Genomic DNA, 17599 nt, shown 5'->3' on the forward strand with positions numbered 1-17599 from the left:
CTTAGAATACTACGTTTTTAAACAAATTACAAAAAAAAACAAATTAACTTGTAAAATGTTTGTTTTTGTTTTGTAAAATGATTATATTTGTATTCGCTTTTCTAACAACGGTTTACCGGAGTTAATATTAATTCGTGTTAAGTAGAAACTTAAAAAGCTAGGTTTAATCTCACCTGATTAAGGAAATATATAAAAAGAAACCTTTAGCTAAAAAGTTTAGTCTGCTTAAAATTAAAAATCAAACATATGTATGAGTATAATTAATACAGCGCTATCTGAGTATGGCGTTAAGGAGATTATTGGGCCTAAAGACAACCTCAGGATTTTAAAATATTTCAATGAAATAGGGTTTAATGGTTCAAAATTACATGACGAAACAGCTTGGTGTAGTGCTTTTGCTAATTGGGTTGCAAAAACAACTGGTTACGAACACTCTAAAAAATTAACAGCTAGAAGCTGGCTTACTGTAGGAGAATCTACTAACACGCCTAAAATTGGAGATATAGTTGTTTTTTGGAGAGAAAGCCCAAAAAGCTGGAAAGGTCATGTAGGGTTTTTTATTAAGCAAACTAAAAATTATGTGTATGTATTAGGAGGTAATCAACGCAACATGGTCTGTATTAAAGCCTATGCAAAAAGTCGTGTGTTAGACTATAAAAAACTCAAAAAAATAACAGATTAAAACAAGACATAATGGATAGAGTGGTCAAATTTACCTTTTGGTTACTTACGCTTTTGTCGCCTGTTAATGGTGTTATGGTAACAATGGTGTTTTTAATATTGGTAGATTTTATTACAGGATCGTATGCCGCAATTAAAAACCATATCCCTATACGTAGTTCACGAATTGGACATACCATTTCTAAATTTTTTATTTATAATCTGGTTATTCTTGCAGCTTTCTTTTTAGAAAAGCACATTGTAAACGAAGTGCCTTTTTTAAAAATAATAGCTGGTTTTATAGCAATAACTGAGATAAAATCAATTTTAGAAAACTATAATACAATCTATGGTGTAAACCCTTTTAGAGCATTAGTTAATTTAATAAAATTAACACCTTTAAAAGAAACAATAGAAACACTTTCAGAAGACGATAAGGCTTCAAAAGAAGCATCAAAATAAGCGTAATTACAATCAAAATCTTTAAGAAAAAGTAGTAAACCCTTCCTAATAGAATAATTGGGAAGGTTACTTTTTATGTCAATAAAACACATTTTTAATGATGCAATTTTCAATAAAAACAGAAAGATTACTATTGTTAATTATTCTGGCATTAGTTATCTGTAATTTAGTTTTAAAACAATGTAGTCGTTTTAAGACTAATAATGAAGAGCCCAAAGTAACACTAACAAGAGATACTGTATGGCAGACTAAAATCGATACGTTTAAAGTGCAAACTGTTAAGTATAAAACAGTTTATGTAAATAAAAAGGATGTTTCCAATATAGTAGAAACAAAAGCAGATATTAAGGACTTATCGCTTTATGAAGAGGCAAGAGTATATAAAGATACTTTAAGTAATGATGATATAGATATTTATAGTTATAATTTACTAAGTGGTAATTTATTAGATAGTCAATTATCTTACAAGCTAAAAGTACCTCGAGAAATAACAGTAACTAAAGTTATAGAACACCCTAAAACATTTAGAAGTGGTTTATACGCTTTTAGCGAGATAGGAGGAAATACAAGCTCTTTAAATAACATAAGTGTAGGTTTGCAGTACAACCGAAAGGGACGTTGGTTTGCAAGCTATAGATTAAATCTAAATACAGTAGAAAACCCAACACATAATATAGGCATTGGTGTAAGGTTGTTTAAATAAAAAAACCTCATCTTTTTAGATGAGGTTTTAGTTTTATAAATTAATTATTTTTAATTTTTGTTGTTCTCTTTGTTAACATCAGCCATTAACCCTTTAGAATCAATTACTACTGATTTTACGGGTTTTTTAGTATTAAAAGTATATGTTGGATATGCCCAAGCCCAGTCCTTTAAAATAGTAGCTGTTGTTGGTTTTTCTCCACGCATCATTTGTAAAGGAATATTAAATTCTTCAGTAGCATTATCTGTATAAGTTACAGTAACATCTAAAGGCATTGGCATTAAGCCTATACGCTCTAAAATAACCGTTGTATTATCTACACTTTTAACTGCATAATCTATAGTATTAGTAGTTTGTGTCCAATCCATTAAATACCAATCTAATTCTAAGCCAGATACTTTCTCTGCAACACGAATAAAATCATTAGGTGTTGGGTGTTTAAATGCCCAGTTATTATAATATTGCTTTAGAGTTTCTTTTAAGTTATCTTCTCCAATAACATAACCAAGTTGAGATAAAAATACAGACCCTTTACCATAAGCAGTTATGCCGTAAGCTCTGTTTGTATCATAACGATCTGCATGTGTTGTTTGTGGTTGTTCTGTTCCTGATTTTGCTAAAAAGTTATAAGCAGCATAACCACCTGCATTAGCAATAGGTTTTTTATAGTCCATTATAGTGTTCATTGCATGATCGCTAATGTAACTAGTAAAACCTTCGTCCATCCATTCATGTTTAGCCTCATTTGTAGCCATTAAAAACTGAAACCAAGTATGAGCTAATTCATGTGCAGTAACGCCAACTAAACTACCAAAACTACGTTTTCCTGTAATTAAAGTACACATAGCATACTCCATACCTCCGTCTCCACCTTGTATAACAGAGTATTGGTCGTAAGGATATTTACCAATATGTTCACTAAAATATTGCATTAATTCAACCGTTTTTGGCTGTAAATCTTTCCAAAACTTTAAATTTTCTGTAGGTAATGTCTTTTTGTAATAGAAGTTTAATAAAGGGCCATTAGGTACTTGCATAGTATCATGAATATATTCTGGATCTGCAGCCCAAGTAAAATCATGAACGTTTGGCGCTTTATAGTGTAATGTCTTTTTATTCCCTTTAACAGTAGGTTCCCCCTGTAAGTAACCAGTTCCTCCAACTACATAATCCTTATCAATAGTTAATTTTAAATCAAAATCCCCCCATACACCATGAAACTCTCTTGCAATATATGGGTCTGCATGCCAACCTTGAAAATCGTACTCTGCTAATTTAGGGTACCACTGCGTCATAGATAAAGCAACACCTTCTTTATTGTTTCGTCCAGAACGACGAATTTGTGCAGGAACTTGAGCATTAAAAACCATATCGAAAGTTACTTTTTCTCCTGGTTGAATTGGTTTAGCTAAGTCAACCTCTAAAACAGTACCAACAGTTTCGTGTTTAAGTATAGTTCCATTCTGTTTTAAAGATGTTACTTTAATATAACCAATTTCATTTGGAGATAACTTACTAATACGGTCTCCAACTCTTCCATCTGGATCTGCAATAGTGCGAGAACGAACGTCCATTTCACTACCTGGTTGAAACGCATTAAAATACAAGTGATAAAAAACTTTATTTAATACATCTGGAGAGTTATTAGTATACACTAATTTTTGTGTGCCTTGATATTGGTAGTTGTTTACATCCATATCAATGTCCATTTTATAATCTACATGTTGCTGCCAATAAGTAGATTTTGAAGCCGTATTAGTTACTGTACTAGTACTACTAGATGTTGTATTGCTTGTAACGCTTTTAGATGTATTACAAGACAGTAATACTAAAGAAGCTGAAAGGCCGAATAAAAGAGTCTTTTTCATCTGTTTGTTTTTAGTGTTATTACATGTCAAAATAAGTTATGATGACATATTCTGTATTAAAATAAAAACCCCAACAGTAAACGTTGGGGTTTTTAAAAGAGTACCTATATTATTTAGATATTTGTGATGCCATTATTAAGGCATTGTATGCATTTACTATTTTAGATGATGTACTTAAGTCTGCAAAAGGTCTAATATCTTGAGCGTTACCTCCAACAACAACTTTATTTGGAATTGGTAAACCAGAATCCATAATAATTTGTTTTACTTGAGAGGCTTTTAATTTTGGGTATTGAGACCAAACTAGAGCAGCAACTCCAGCAACAGCAGGAGCAGCCATAGATGTTCCTCCCATAGTTTTATATTCGTTTTCTGGTGTTGTAGAGTAAACTTGTGCTCCTGGAGCAAATACATCTACATTCTTTTTTCCATAATTAGAGAAACCTGCAACCATTTCGCTTCCGTATTTTGGTGCTAATGCTCCAACTCTAATGTAAGTATTAGATACTTCTACGTAGTTAACATTATCGTCTGGAAAATTTGGTTCTGTATCTACATCTTTACTATCGTTTCCTGCTGCATGAACAAAAACAACATTATTGTCGCTTGCATATTTAATAGCATCTCTAACCCAGTCTGCATGAGGAGAAAAACTCTTACCAAAACTACCATTAATAACTTTAGCACCATTATCAACTGCATAACGAATTGCTTTTGCAACATCCTTATCGTACTCATCTCCATTTGGAACTGCACGAATACTCATAATTTCTACATTATTAGCAACACCATTAGCTCCAAGTCCATTGTTACGTTCTGCGGCAATAATACCAGCAACGTGTGTTCCGTGGCTTTCAGATTTCTTTACAGGTAAAACGTTTCCGTTTCCATAACCTGGTTTATCGTTAAAAATATCTGGATTATCACCAGTTTTACGACCATTAAAATCTTTATTTAAATTGTAATTTACTTGATCTGTATAATACTCTACTCCACCTTTTACTTGTTCTACAGCTTCTTTTAAAGAGCTTAAACCATTAGCAAAAGCAAAGTTAGCTGTTTCAACTGCACCTTTTAATTCTGCATTGTCACCAGCATCTATAGCCTTTACTTCCTCCTTTGTGTAATCTTCTTTTTTAAAGTGAGCAGTTAAGGTTTCATGAGCATCTTTTAATCTACCATAAATTTGATCTAACCTGTTTTTTCCAGCTAAAGCTTGTTTATAATCTTTCTCATACATAGCTTTGGCTTCTGCATACCTTGGAGCACTAGTATCTCCACTAGCAACTAAACGAATATATTCTAATTGCTCATCATGTCCATCTCCAAGAAAATTCCATCCATGAATATCATCTATATATCCATTTTTGTCATCATCAATTCCGTTATTAGGAATTTCTTTTTTATTAGTCCAAAGTACGCCATCTAAATCTTCATGATTAATATCAATTCCAGAATCGATTACAGCAACAATAATTTTTTGCCCTTTTTTACCCTTAATAATTTCTGAGTAAGCTTTATCTACACTCATTCCAGGGATCGTGTCTTTTATTAAATCTAAATGTCCCCAGTTGTGTTTTTCTGCTTCAGTTAAAGGAGATTCTTTAATAGGAGTATTGTCTATGTTCTCTATAGGAGTTGATAGAATTGGTGCCCCACCACCACAACTTGATAGCATTACAGCAGAAACTGCTGATAATAATACTGCTTTATTAATTAATTTCATATAGTTAAGTTTAATGTAAAATGTCTTTACAAGTGAATGTTTCGTTTAATCGTACGCCTTTTTCCGTATGTTTTACAGTTATAATTTCGTTGTGCGCATCATGTTCCAAAAATAAATAATAATTGTTATCTGCTGCTAGATTAAGAAACTTTTCTTTCTCATCTAATGTTAGTAGAGGTCTAGTGTCGTAACCCATTACAAAAGGGATTGGTAAATGCCCAACGGTTGGTAATAAATCTGCCATAAAACAAATGGTTTTTCCTTTATAATTAATCATAGGAATCATTTGCTTTTCGGTATGACCATTGGCAAAAAAAATGTCGAACCCTAAAGCAGAATTTTTTAGAATATCCTTTTCAGGAAGCGCTGTAAAATTTAGGTGTCCACTTTCTTCCATTGGTAAAATATTCTCTTTTAAAAACGAGGCTACTTCACGACGATTAGGTTGTGTTGCCCATTGCCAATGTTTTTCGTTACTCCAAAATTTAGCATTTTTAAAAGCGGGTTCTAAAAGTGTTCTGTCTTTATTGTACTGTATCGTTCCACCACAATGATCAAAATGCAAATGCGTCATAAACACATCTGTTATGTCATTTCTATGAAAACCATATTGAGCTAAAGATTTATCTATAGTATCATCTCCCCATAAATGATAGTAACCAAAAAACTTATCGCTTTGTTTATTTCCCATACCAGTATCTATTAAAATAAGTCGGTTTCCATCTTCAATTAATAAGCATCTGGCAGCAATATCTATCATGTTATTACTGTCTGCAGGGTTTGTTCTGGTCCATAGAGATTTAGGGACAACACCAAACATGGCGCCACCATCTAATTTAAAATTACCAGCAAGTATTGGATATAAATTCATAATTGCCCTGCAAAGTACTAAAATACCTTGAAAAATAGGAAAACGTTAAGATTTTATTAAGAGAGTATAATAGTTATGCTGTATAAATGGACTATTTTTGCAATCGCAAATATAATTTATTGCCTAATTGAAAGTCTATTTTACATACATACTATTTCTTGCTTTTGCACTTAGGCCTGTATATAATTTAGGCTATGTTGCTTATTTTGAATTAAATATTGATTACATTATAGAAACGTATTGTGTTAATAAAGAAAAACCACAATTACAATGTAATGGTAAATGTCACTTAGCAAAACAGCTAACCTTAAATGCTACAGATGTAGATGAGACTAATACTACATATCTAGCAACATTTTTTGAAGCTTTTTTTCCTGTTTATTTTCAAGAATATAACTACAATTACAAGTTAAAAAGTAATGCAGTTGTAGCACAAAACAATTGGAGCTATAATAATCAATTTTTATCTCTCTTTAAGGATTGTGTAGATCCTCCTCCTCGGCTTATTTAGTTTACATTCTATCAAAAAAATAATGTTTGAAAACAGAAAGACTTTCAAGCATAGATGTGTATATGCTTATTTTTTAGGCATTAAATGCAATGCACATTATTGTTAAGTATTAAAACTAAATTAAAAAGGAAGTGCTAATGTAATATAAGGCATAATATGGTCTTATTACTATTAGTTGCTTCTGTCTGAAAAAAATAAAAAAACAGATGAAACATATATTACAACTCGTAATGGTATTTACGAGTTTATGCGTATACGCGCAAAACCAATATAAGGGCAAGGTATTAGATAATAATAACCAACCCTTACAAGGAGCAACAATTCAATCTAAAACAGATTTAAATAATACAACTATCTCCGATGTAAACGGAAACTTCTCTATAGCATTACAAAATGATACAACGGTTATTATTCGTTTTGTAGGGTTTACCACTTTAGAGCAAAACCTTTCAGAAATAAATAATGTAATTATACTAACAGAGAATGATGAACTTTTAGATGAGGTTGTTATTTCTGCAAGTAGAGAAGCACAACAACGCAAGGAAGTACCAGCTTCTATTTCTGTTATTACAGCAAAAGAAATAGAACAAACTAAAGCTTTTGGTATAGATCAATTGGTAAATGATGTACCAGGTGTTTTAATGTCTACTTCTAGAGCAGCAAGTAACGAGCAGCATTTTATGGCCGCACGTACTCCAATTTCAACAAAGTCATTGTTTTTGTATGTAGAAGATGGTTTACCAATACGACCTACAGCGGTATTTAACCATAACGCTTTATTAGAAATGAATGACATATCATATAATAAAGTTGAGGTATTAAAAGGGCCAGCATCTAGTATTTACGGAAGTGAAGCTATTGGAGGAAGTTTTAACTTTATAACTAAAAATCCAACCCGAGATTTTACAGGAAGTGCTGGGTTTCAAATTAACGATTTAGGGTTAACACGTTACGATTTAGAATTGTCTAAATACGCTGGCGAAAATGTTGGATTTTATTTAGGAACACAATATGTAAAAAGAGAAGATGGCCCAGTGCAACATAGTAATTACGAAAAATTTGCACTAACATTTAAAAATGTAAACCATTTATCTCCAACTTTAGAGTGGACCAATGTTTTTGATATAGTAGACTATAGATCGGACATGACAGGTTCTCTAAGTGAATCGGATTACAGAGGCGGAAACTACGAAAGCGATCAAACGTTTACAGAACGAGACGCTTTTGCTTTTAGGGTAAGAAGTACAATAAACAAACAGTGGAATACAAAACACAAAACAGCCTTTAATTTTGTTTTAAGAGTTAACGAAATGGGGCAAAACCCATCATATCGCATTCGTCAGTTTAGAAATCAAGGCCAGTTAACAGGATTTGGTAGTGGAGAATTAAATAATAATGCTTTTAAAAGTTATGTTGGTTTAATACAACATAAAATGGATTTTGATTTTGCTAATTCGTCTTTAATTGTAGGGTCTTCTGTAGATTATTCGCCCCAAGATTATGTTGCAGAACGACTTTCGGTAATTGTAGACACAGAAACAGGGCAAAATATAGACTTTACACGCAGCGGAGATGACTTTATTTTAAATTATGAAGCTAGTATTTTAAACTATGCTGGCTATTTACAATATGAAATAAACCCAACAAATGCTTTAAAAGTAACAGCAGCATTACGTTATGATGGTTTTGAATATGATTATAATAATTTAGTAGATGGTATTGCAGGGCCTAAAGACTCAAAAAACAACTATAATAACGTATCTCCTAAATTAGGAGTAAACTATAATGTAAATAGATTTTTAGGGTTATATGCTAATTACTCTAACGGATTTACCCCACCGCAAACGTCTACATTATACAGAAATAGTTTTGTAGGTGTAGGAGGTGATGTTTTCGATTTAAAACCAAGTAACTATAATAATTTTGAAATAGGAACTTATTTTAAAGTAGCACAAGATTTACAAATCGATGCAGCCATATACCTTTTAGAAGGAAAGAATACTTTAATTACCCTTCGCGATGAAAATGATGAGTTTTTTAATACTAATGCAGGTAAAACAAGGTCGTATGGTATAGAATATGGTGTAAATTATAAACCTACTCAAGAATTAACCATTAGCCATAATGGAAGTTTTGCAAAACATAGGTATGTAGACTTTTTTGATCGAGGAGTAGATTATTCTGATACCGATAGAGAAACAGCACCAAAACTTTTAGGAACCTCTAAAATAATATATAAACCCAATGCTATTAAAAACCTTGCCATTAGTGTTACACATGAATTGGTTGGAAAATACAACACTAGTTTTGAAGGCCAAATAGATAACGAGGATGGTACTTTTAGTACTGCAACTTATAATGGGCATAATATATTTAACGCACTTATATCATACGAAATAAAAGGTATTAATATTTGGGTACATGCGCTTAACTTATTTGATGATTTATATGCTGCAAGAGCATCATATAATAGATTTAGAAGCGAGAATTCTTACACCATTGGTAACCCTAGAGCTTTTCACTTTGGGTTGAAATATAAGTTTTAATATAAATAAGCAACCTGAAAGGTAAAATAAAACAAATCTTTTTAGGTTGCTTCTAAAAACATTTAATAATGTTAAAAAAGAATAACAAATTAAACCAATGGCTTTGGAAGTGGCATTTTATAGCAGGGTTAGTGTCCTTACCTTTTATAATACTATTGGCAATCACTGGAGGTATTTATCTTTTTAAAGATAATTACGATGGACCAAAACAAGAAACCATAAAGGTTATAAAAGCAGAAGGTAATGCCATATCGTTTCAAAAACAATGGAAGTTAGCAAAAGCAGTTGCTAAAAAAGAGCCAAATATTATGGTGATACCCAATAAAAAAAATCAAGCAACAGAATTTGTTTCTGGGAGATTCAGCCATAAAAATAGTGTCTATATTAACCCATATAAAGGAGAGGTTTCAGGAAAAATAAGCCCTAAAGATTCTAAAATGCATACCGTTAGAAAATTACACGGCGAGTTACTTTTAGGCAAATTTGGAACCAAAATTATCGAGCTTATTGCTAGTTGGATGGTGGTATTAATTATTACGGGAATTTATGTGTTTTGGCCAAATAGAAAACAAGGACTAAAAGGCTTTTTTACTGTAAGGTTAAAACAAGGAAAACGCATTTTATTTAGAGACTTACATGCCGTTTTAGGTTTTTGGATTTCATTATTACTGTTACTAACACTAGCTGGTGGTTTCCCTTGGACAGATGTTTTTGGAGCTAATTTTAAATGGGTTCAAAAAGTAACTAATACAGGATATCCAAAAACATGGGATGCACGTGCAGTACAATCGAAAGCAACAGGAGAAGCAATGCCCTTAGATGCTATAGTTGCGTTAGCAAAATCTATGAATTTAGAAGGCGAAGTAAGTATTGGTTTGCCTAAAAACGAAAAAGGAGTGTATAGTATTTTTAATACCACCTTTAATTTAGGGAAACAAAAACGCTTTCATTTCGATCAATATACAGGCGAGCAGTTAGTTAAACACGAATGGGGAGATGTAGGTATTTTAATGAGAGGTAGACTATGGTTAATGGCTTTTCACCAAGGACAATTTGGGCAATGGAATTGGTTTTTAATGCTAAGTATTGCTGTATTGTTATTATGTTTAAGTATTGCAGGGTTATTATCGTATTTAAAACGCAAACAAAAAGGCAATTGGGGAACACCAAAAATTCCTGGTAAATTTAAAGTTGGTTATGGTATAATAGCCTGTATTGTTGTATTAGGGCTTGTGTTTCCTTTATTTGGAATAAGCGCAATACTAATTGTAATAATAGAGTTTTTAAGAACCCAAAAAAAATCGAAAACAGTTTAATTAAGAGAGTACCTCTTTTAAACGTTTACCAAAATCAAAAAGCGCTTTAATTTCTTTAATACTAGCTTGGCGTTCGCGTCCAAAAATTAGTAAGCTACTACCGTTAGACTCTATATGATAATAAGGGTTACTTTCAAAGAAGTGGGTGACATCGTCATTAAAAAGCGCTTTTATTTTAGTTTCGTCTTCTCCTAATAAGTAAAAACGATTAGAGAAGTCATTATGGTTTTGTATTGGGATGTCTTTAAAACCAGCAAATGCATAAATTTTCTCTAAAAAACCCTCTCGGTCTAACGTAAACTCAGGAATGTCTTTGTTTAAATCTATGTATAGCATTGTAGAGCGTACTACTTCTTTTGCAATAAACTCTCCTTCAGAAAATTCAATATCAAAAAGTGTTAATGCTTCATTTGTATTTACTAACTGATTATAAATATGGTTTATTTGCTTTGTTCTAAAGAATAAAAAAGTATTTAAAAAATCAATGTTTTTTTGTTTTTCATGCATGTAGTTTAGCTTGTAGTCTATAGCTAATTCTTCAATACTGGTTTGCCTCCTTGTTAAATTATTTTTAATAATATTTGGCACAGGAAGTAAGCGGCGTAAAGCAAAAGGGTGTTTGGAGTCTGTATCATGTAGATCTAAACCAACAACCTCAAAAGTACCACCACGTTTTTTAAATAACTCTTGATAATTGTTGAGGTTTTCCATAACAGTATGGTCAACAAACTTACAAAGAGAAAAATCTACAACGACATCTTCATTTTCTGGAATGGCATTAATTTTTTCCTTTAACTTATAATAGTTTAAAAAACTACAAAAGTGCTTTATACTTAAATAGTAATTGTTTTCATCATTTACTTCTTTATACATTAAAACGTTTGGTTTTAACACGTTTTTTGCAAACAAACCAAAGTTTTTGTTTATAACCACATGGATAATAAAAGTAACTAAAACTCCAGATATTATACCTGTTATTAATCCAATTTTTAAGGTTACTAAAAGTGTAACAAAAAAGATAATAAGCTGCTCTTTACCAATAGAAAATATATTACGAATAGTGCTAGGCGAAGCTAGTTTATAACCTGTATATACTAAAATAGCCATTAATGCAGGAAGCGGTATTCTAGTTAATTGTGAGCTAAATAATACAATAAATATGACTAGAAATGTAGCATGAAAAAAGTTAGAAGAACGGTTACTTCCCCCGTTATTTACATTTACAGAGCTCCGCGCTATTACAGTAACAACATTTAGTCCGCCTAAAAAACCACTACCTACAGTTGCTAGCCCTAACGCTTTTAAATCGCGATTAACATTAGAACGTCGTTTTTCTGGATCTAATTTATCTACTGCTTTTATACTTAATAACGATTCTATACTTGCTATAAGGGTTAAAGCTAAAACGCTTGTCCAAAACGGAAACGATCCTATTTTACTAAAATTAACCGAAGGTAATTGTGCTATAATTTCTGAGAATTCTGGTATGCCCGAAATCATGTAACTAATATCTATAGGGTTCTTTTCATGTGCTACTAATTCAAAATAATAACTAAAGGCTATAGACAGAATAACAATCCACATTGGAGCAGGAATTAGCTGCAAATATTTATTTCTAATTTTTGAATAAAATATCATTATAGCAAAACTTAAAACACCAGCAATGGCAGCATAAATAAGCCCTGTGTTATCATAATGTATAGCATCGTTAATAGTATACGGAATCTCTAAAAGGTAATCTATAGTGTCTTCCCGCTTTATACGATGCGCTAACATGATATGAAATTGTTTCCCTAAAATAATTAAACCAATAGCTGCCAACATGCCTTGAATTGCAGAAGATGGAAAAAAATCTGCTAACTTGCCTAGTCGCAAAAAACCAAGAAGCATTAGTAAACCGCCAGAACATATAATAGCAGCATATGCACTTTCTATACCTAGAGTTGTTATAGCTATTAACAGTACTCCAACTAAACCATTACCTGGTCCAGCAATAGTTACATGGCTACCTCCTAAAATAGATACAACAAAACCACCAATTACCGCCGCTATTATTCCTGAAATTGGAGGAGCATCACTTGCCATAGCTAAGCCCAAACCTAGAGGTAAAGCAATAAGACTTACAACAAAACCAGAAAAAATATTTTTGGGTAATGCTTTAAAAAACTGAGCTATATTATCCTTTTTTGGGCTCATTGAATAATTAGAACATCGGTTGGTAATTCGGTTAAAATATGTTCAATATCATGTGGAAATAGACGATCCCAAAAAGTCATTTTTGTTGGTGCATTCATAATTAATAAATCGGCACGAGAAATTTGTGCATAATGCCCAATAGAGTAACCCTGTTTTCCAAAAATGGGCTGTGATTTTATTGCTATATTTTTTGTGTATGTTTCAGGAATGTGTGCAATAATTTCTTTAATACGTGTTTCTTCCCTTAATTTTAATCGTTCTTTGAAAATAGTAGCCTTCCGTAATGATTTGTCATCATCTACTTTTATAGCAACTTCATTTTGTTTTATCTCTTCAACTATAGTAATACGATCTGCACGTAATTGCTTGGCAACATAAAAAGCAGTGGCTATGGTTTGTTCCGTTTTTGGGTCTTTTAAACCATTAACTACAATATGTTGACAAGATACTCTTTCTATAGAAGGTTTAATTAATAATAAAATTGAGCATTTTGCACGTCTAGTAATTTTTCTAGCAATGGAGCCTACGTAGTATTTTAAAAAGTTTTCTCGCTGTAAGGCACCAAGCACTAATAAGTCTATTTTTTTTTCTTCAGAAATAGATAAAATAACATTAACGGGATCACCTGTTTTAAAAACGACCTCATAATCTATGTAACTAAAATTATCTAAGATAATTTTTAAAGCCTCTGTTTTTTCTTGAGAAGCTGGACCAACATGAATTAATATTAATTTAGAATTAAAAAACTGTGATAAACGAGCTACCTCAAAAAGGTTTGCTTTTAAGTTTGGTGAAAATGCTACACCAATGCCAATACTTTTAAAAGGTTTTAAAGTCACGTATTTTAAATTCAGAAAAATTGAAAGATAACATTTTTTTTAATTTAAAAAAACTTTGAAACAGACCATATTTAAAGATTTTAAGGTTTATTTTTAGCTCAATAAAATAAAGGTAATATTAATTAAATTATTTATTTTCACATAAAACGTTTTATATGTTAGAGTTAGCAGGAATAATTATACTAGGTATTTTAGCACAGTGGGTTGCATGGAAGTTTAAAATACCAGCTATTTTACCATTAATATTAATAGGTTTACTTGTAGGGCCTATAGCTGCAGAATTTTTAAGCGAAGATGGTAGTAAATGGATAGAACCCGTTTGGACAGGCGAAAAAGGATTGTTTCCAGGAGAAAGCTTGTATTATTTTGTATCGTTAGCTATTAGTATTATTTTATTTGAAGGAGGCTTAACACTCAAGAGATCTGAGATTAAAACCGTAGGCCCCGTAATTACAAAGTTAATTACTCTAGGATCTGCTATAACATTCTTTGGAGCAGGACTTATAGCACATTTTACCTTTGGTTTAAGTTGGGAGTTATCCTTTTTATTTTCAGGATTAATTATAGTAACTGGACCAACGGTAATTACACCAATTCTTAGAAATATTCCATTAAAAAAAGACATCTCTACTGTGTTAAAATGGGAAGGTATTTTAATAGACCCTATAGGAGCTTTAGTGGCAGTACTGGTTTTCGAGTTTATAAGTGTAGAGGGCGATAGTGGCTTTACTAAAACAGCATTAATAGAGTTTGGCAAAATTATACTTTTTGGAACTACTTTTGGTTTTACATTTGCGCACGCATTGGCTTACGCTATTAATAAAAAGTTTATTCCGCACTACCTTTTAAATGTTGTATCACTTTCTGCTGTATTGTTAGTATTTGTTGAGTCAGAAATCTTTGCACATGAGTCTGGTTTATTGGCAGTAGTTGTTATGGGAATGGTGTTAGGAAATGGAAAATTAGAGAACTTAAAAGAACTATTATATTTTAAAGAATCTTTAAGTGTTTTATTAATTTCTATACTTTTTATATTACTATCCGCAAATATTAATTTTGATGATTTGCTATTATTATATAATTGGAAAACAGCAGTACTATTTGTTTTAGTTGTATTTATTGTACGACCCTTGGCTGTTTTTCTCAGCACTGCAAACTCTAAGCTTAAAGTAAACGAAAAGTTATTTATTAGCTGGGTAGGACCAAGAGGGATTGTGGCTGCAGGAATTGCTTCGCTGTTTGGTAGTAAACTAATGAAACAAGGCGTAGAAGGAGCAGAATATATTACCCCATTAGTATTTATGATTGTTTTAGGAACAGTTTTACTTAATGCTACAACTGCTAGATTGTTTGCAAAGTTAGTAGGTGTCTTTTTAACAAAATCTGATGGTATTTTAATTGTAGGAGCATCAAAAGTTTCTCGCTTGTTAGGACATTATTTAGAGTCTAATGGTAGACACGTTGTATTAATAGATAGTAACCAAAATAACATAAATAAAGCCAAAGAATTGGGCTTAGAAGCCATAAATACTAATATCTATTCAGACACTTTATTAGATAATATAGAACTTAGTGATATGGGGTACTTAATGGCCTTAACAGGAAACGCAGACATTAATAAATATGCAATTAACAAGTTTAGTAAGCAGTTCGGGGAGAATGGGTCGTTTAGATTAGTTTCTGTTGATGAAATGCAAGATGAAAATAATAACCCAAAGGAAGGTTTGTTTTCGCATACAGATGATTTTAATACGTTAACAAATGCTACAAGAAAATACCCTAGCATTCAGGAAATAGAAATAAGAGATAAAGATCATTATAATAGTTTAATAGAGATAACTAATAAAAATAAAGATATTATTCCGTTATTTATTAAAGATAAAGAAGGAGAGTTAACTATTATATCATCTCATAGCAAAACTATGGAAATTGGAGATGAAAAGACCTTAGTATATTTAGGTAAACCTTTTGATGTTGAAGTTGTAGAGTCGGAAATGGACTAGAGCTGCGCCTATTTTGAATAAAAAATGCCTTTAATAATTTATTAAAGGCATTTTTTGTTTTTCTAAAAAGTATACTAGTCGTTAAGCTTTAATACAGCCATAAATGCTTGTTGAGGTATTTCTACATTACCAACTTGTCGCATACGTTTTTTTCCTTTTTTCTGTTTTTCTAATAACTTTCTTTTACGAGAAATATCTCCACCATAACATTTAGCCGTTACATCTTTACGTAATGCTTTTATGGTTTCTCTAGAAATAATTTTTGCCCCAATAGCTGCTTGTACAGGAATATCAAACTGTTGTCTAGGAATAAGCTCTTTTAACTTCTCGCACATTTTCTTACCAATCTGTTGCGCATTATCGGCATGAATTAATGCAGACAAAGCATCTACAGGTTGTGCATTTAACAGGACATCTAATCGTACTAATTTAGACACTCGCATACCTATTGGCGAATAATCAAAAGAAGCATAACCCTTTGAAACCGTTTTTAATCTATCATAAAAATCAAAAACAATTTCAGCCAAAGGCATATCGAATGTTAACTCCACACGTTCTGGTGTTAAATACGTTTGATTAGTAATCATCCCTCGTTTTTCTATACACAAACTCATAACATTACCAACAAAATCTGCTTTAGTAATTATGGTGGCTTTTATATACGGTTCTTCAACACGGTTAATAGTCGTTGGTTCTGGTAAATCACTTGGGTTATTTACTGTAAAAGGAACATCGGGTTCTTTATTAGTATAAGCAAAGTATGATACGTTAGGCACTGTTGTTATTACAGTCATATCAAACTCTCGCTCTAAACGCTCTTGAATAATTTCCATGTGTAGCATCCCTAAAAAACCACAACGAAAACCAAAACCTAATGCAGCAGAGCTTTCTGGCTGAAATACTAAAGACGCATCATTTAATTGAAGCTTTTCCATAGAACTTCTAAGCTCTTCATAATCTTCAGTATCTACAGGATAAATACCAGCAAATACCATAGGTTTTACATCTTCAAAACCTTCAACAATATTAGTTGTTGGGTTTGCAAAATCTGTAATAGTATCTCCAACCTTAACTTCTTTGGCGGTTTTAATACCAGTAATTAAATACCCTACATCTCCAGCCTTTACACTTTGTTTTGCAACTTGATTAAGCTTTAAAGTACCAACTTCGTCAGCAAAATACTCTTTATCTGTAGCAACAAATTTTATTTTTTGCCCTTTTTTAATTTCTCCATTAAAGACTCTAAAATAAGTTTCAATACCTCTAAAAGTATTATAAACCGAATCGAAAATTAAAGCTTGTAAAGGAGCTTCAGGATCTCCCTCTGGAGCAGGAATACGTTCTATAATTGCTTTTAATATATTATCTACACCAAACCCTGTTTTTCCACTAGCGTGTATTACTTCGCTAGGGTCGCAACCTAATAAATCCACAATGTCATCGGTTACTTCCTCTGGGTTAGCACTAGGTAAATCTACTTTATTAAGTACAGGAATAATCTCTAAATCATTTTCTAAAGCCAAGTATAGGTTAGAAATGGTTTGCGCTTGAATGCTTTGTGCAGCATCTACAATTAATAAAGCACCTTCGCAGGCCGCAATAGATCTAGACACTTCGTAAGAGAAATCCACGTGACCAGGTGTATCAATTAAGTTTAAAATATACTCTTGGCCTTCATAAATATATTCCATTTGTATGGCATGCGATTTAATGGTAATACCACGTTCGCGCTCTAAATCCATACTATCTAAAAGTTGATCTTGTTTTTCACGAGCAGTTACAGCACCTGTATAATCAAGTAAACGATCTGCTAACGTACTTTTTCCGTGATCGATGTGTGCAATAATGCAAAAATTTCTAATGTTCTTCATAGTCTAAAATCTTCCCATGTGTAAGAT

At 32.0% G+C, this 17599-nt stretch carries 13 protein-coding genes; 7 read left to right on the plus strand and 6 right to left on the minus strand.

What is annotated here, in order from left to right:
* Positions 1-250 precede the first annotated feature (250 nt).
* The 3 genes from ACVC2P_RS08415 (at position 251) to ACVC2P_RS08425 (ending at position 1825) form a co-directional block, all read left to right on the plus strand.
* A complete protein-coding gene (locus tag ACVC2P_RS08415) occupies positions 251-682 on the plus strand; it encodes a TIGR02594 family protein (RefSeq protein WP_452598029.1) in 432 nt (143 codons plus the stop codon).
* Between the two features lie 11 nt (positions 683-693).
* Positions 694-1122, plus strand: a complete 429-nt coding sequence (locus ACVC2P_RS08420; protein WP_452598030.1) for a phage holin family protein — start codon at positions 694-696, stop codon at positions 1120-1122.
* Between the two features lie 97 nt (positions 1123-1219).
* Positions 1220-1825, plus strand: a complete 606-nt coding sequence (locus ACVC2P_RS08425; protein ID WP_452598031.1) for a hypothetical protein — start codon at positions 1220-1222, stop codon at positions 1823-1825.
* A gap of 50 nt (positions 1826-1875) precedes the next feature.
* Here the strand turns inward: ACVC2P_RS08425 and ACVC2P_RS08430 are convergent, their stop codons facing one another.
* The 3 genes from ACVC2P_RS08430 to ACVC2P_RS08440 all read right to left on the minus strand — a co-directional run bounded on the left by ACVC2P_RS08430 (position 1876) and on the right by ACVC2P_RS08440 (position 6290).
* Positions 1876-3693 (minus strand): M1 family metallopeptidase, encoded by a 1818-nt coding sequence (locus ACVC2P_RS08430; RefSeq protein WP_452598032.1) that lies wholly within the window; start codon positions 3691-3693, stop codon positions 1876-1878.
* A gap of 109 nt (positions 3694-3802) precedes the next feature.
* Entirely contained in the window at positions 3803-5419 is a 1617-nt protein-coding gene (locus tag ACVC2P_RS08435; protein ID WP_452598033.1) for a S8 family peptidase, read from the minus strand.
* 10 nt (positions 5420-5429) lie between these two features.
* The gene (locus tag ACVC2P_RS08440; protein ID WP_452598034.1) at positions 5430-6290 is read right to left on the minus strand and encodes an MBL fold metallo-hydrolase; all 861 of its coding nucleotides are present in this window, start codon (positions 6288-6290) and stop codon (positions 5430-5432) included.
* Positions 6291-6417: 127 nt separating this feature from the next.
* Between ACVC2P_RS08440 and ACVC2P_RS08445 the strand changes: the two genes are divergently transcribed.
* The 3 genes from ACVC2P_RS08445 (at position 6418) to ACVC2P_RS08455 (ending at position 10663) form a co-directional block, all read left to right on the plus strand.
* Complete coding sequence (locus ACVC2P_RS08445) at positions 6418-6801, plus strand: hypothetical protein (RefSeq protein WP_452598035.1); 384 nt, start codon at positions 6418-6420, stop codon at positions 6799-6801.
* 206 nt (positions 6802-7007) lie between these two features.
* Complete coding sequence (locus ACVC2P_RS08450; protein WP_452598036.1) at positions 7008-9347, plus strand: TonB-dependent receptor domain-containing protein; 2340 nt, start codon at positions 7008-7010, stop codon at positions 9345-9347.
* A gap of 68 nt (positions 9348-9415) precedes the next feature.
* Entirely contained in the window at positions 9416-10663 is a 1248-nt protein-coding gene (locus tag ACVC2P_RS08455; protein ID WP_452598037.1) for a PepSY-associated TM helix domain-containing protein, read from the plus strand.
* On the opposite strand, the gene ACVC2P_RS08460 is transcribed toward ACVC2P_RS08455, so the two are convergent.
* Positions 10664-12859, minus strand: a complete 2196-nt coding sequence (locus tag ACVC2P_RS08460) for a SulP family inorganic anion transporter (protein WP_452598038.1) — start codon at positions 12857-12859, stop codon at positions 10664-10666.
* Positions 12856-13698, minus strand: a complete 843-nt coding sequence (locus ACVC2P_RS08465) for a universal stress protein (RefSeq protein ID WP_452598039.1) — start codon at positions 13696-13698, stop codon at positions 12856-12858. The genes ACVC2P_RS08460 and ACVC2P_RS08465 overlap by 4 nt, the downstream gene beginning before the upstream one ends.
* Before the next feature lie 155 nt (positions 13699-13853).
* Here ACVC2P_RS08465 and ACVC2P_RS08470 point away from each other — a divergent pair, with 155 nt between their 5' ends.
* Positions 13854-15701, plus strand: a complete 1848-nt coding sequence (locus ACVC2P_RS08470) for a cation:proton antiporter (protein WP_452598040.1) — start codon at positions 13854-13856, stop codon at positions 15699-15701.
* A 74-nt stretch (positions 15702-15775) separates the two neighbouring features.
* On the opposite strand, the gene lepA is transcribed toward ACVC2P_RS08470, so the two are convergent.
* On the minus strand, positions 15776-17572 hold the full coding sequence (lepA, locus tag ACVC2P_RS08475; RefSeq protein WP_452598041.1) for a translation elongation factor 4: 1797 nt from the start codon (positions 17570-17572) through the stop codon (positions 15776-15778).
* Positions 17573-17599: the final 27 nt, after the last annotated feature.

It is taken from the genome of Pontimicrobium sp. MEBiC01747 (genome assembly GCF_053601635.1).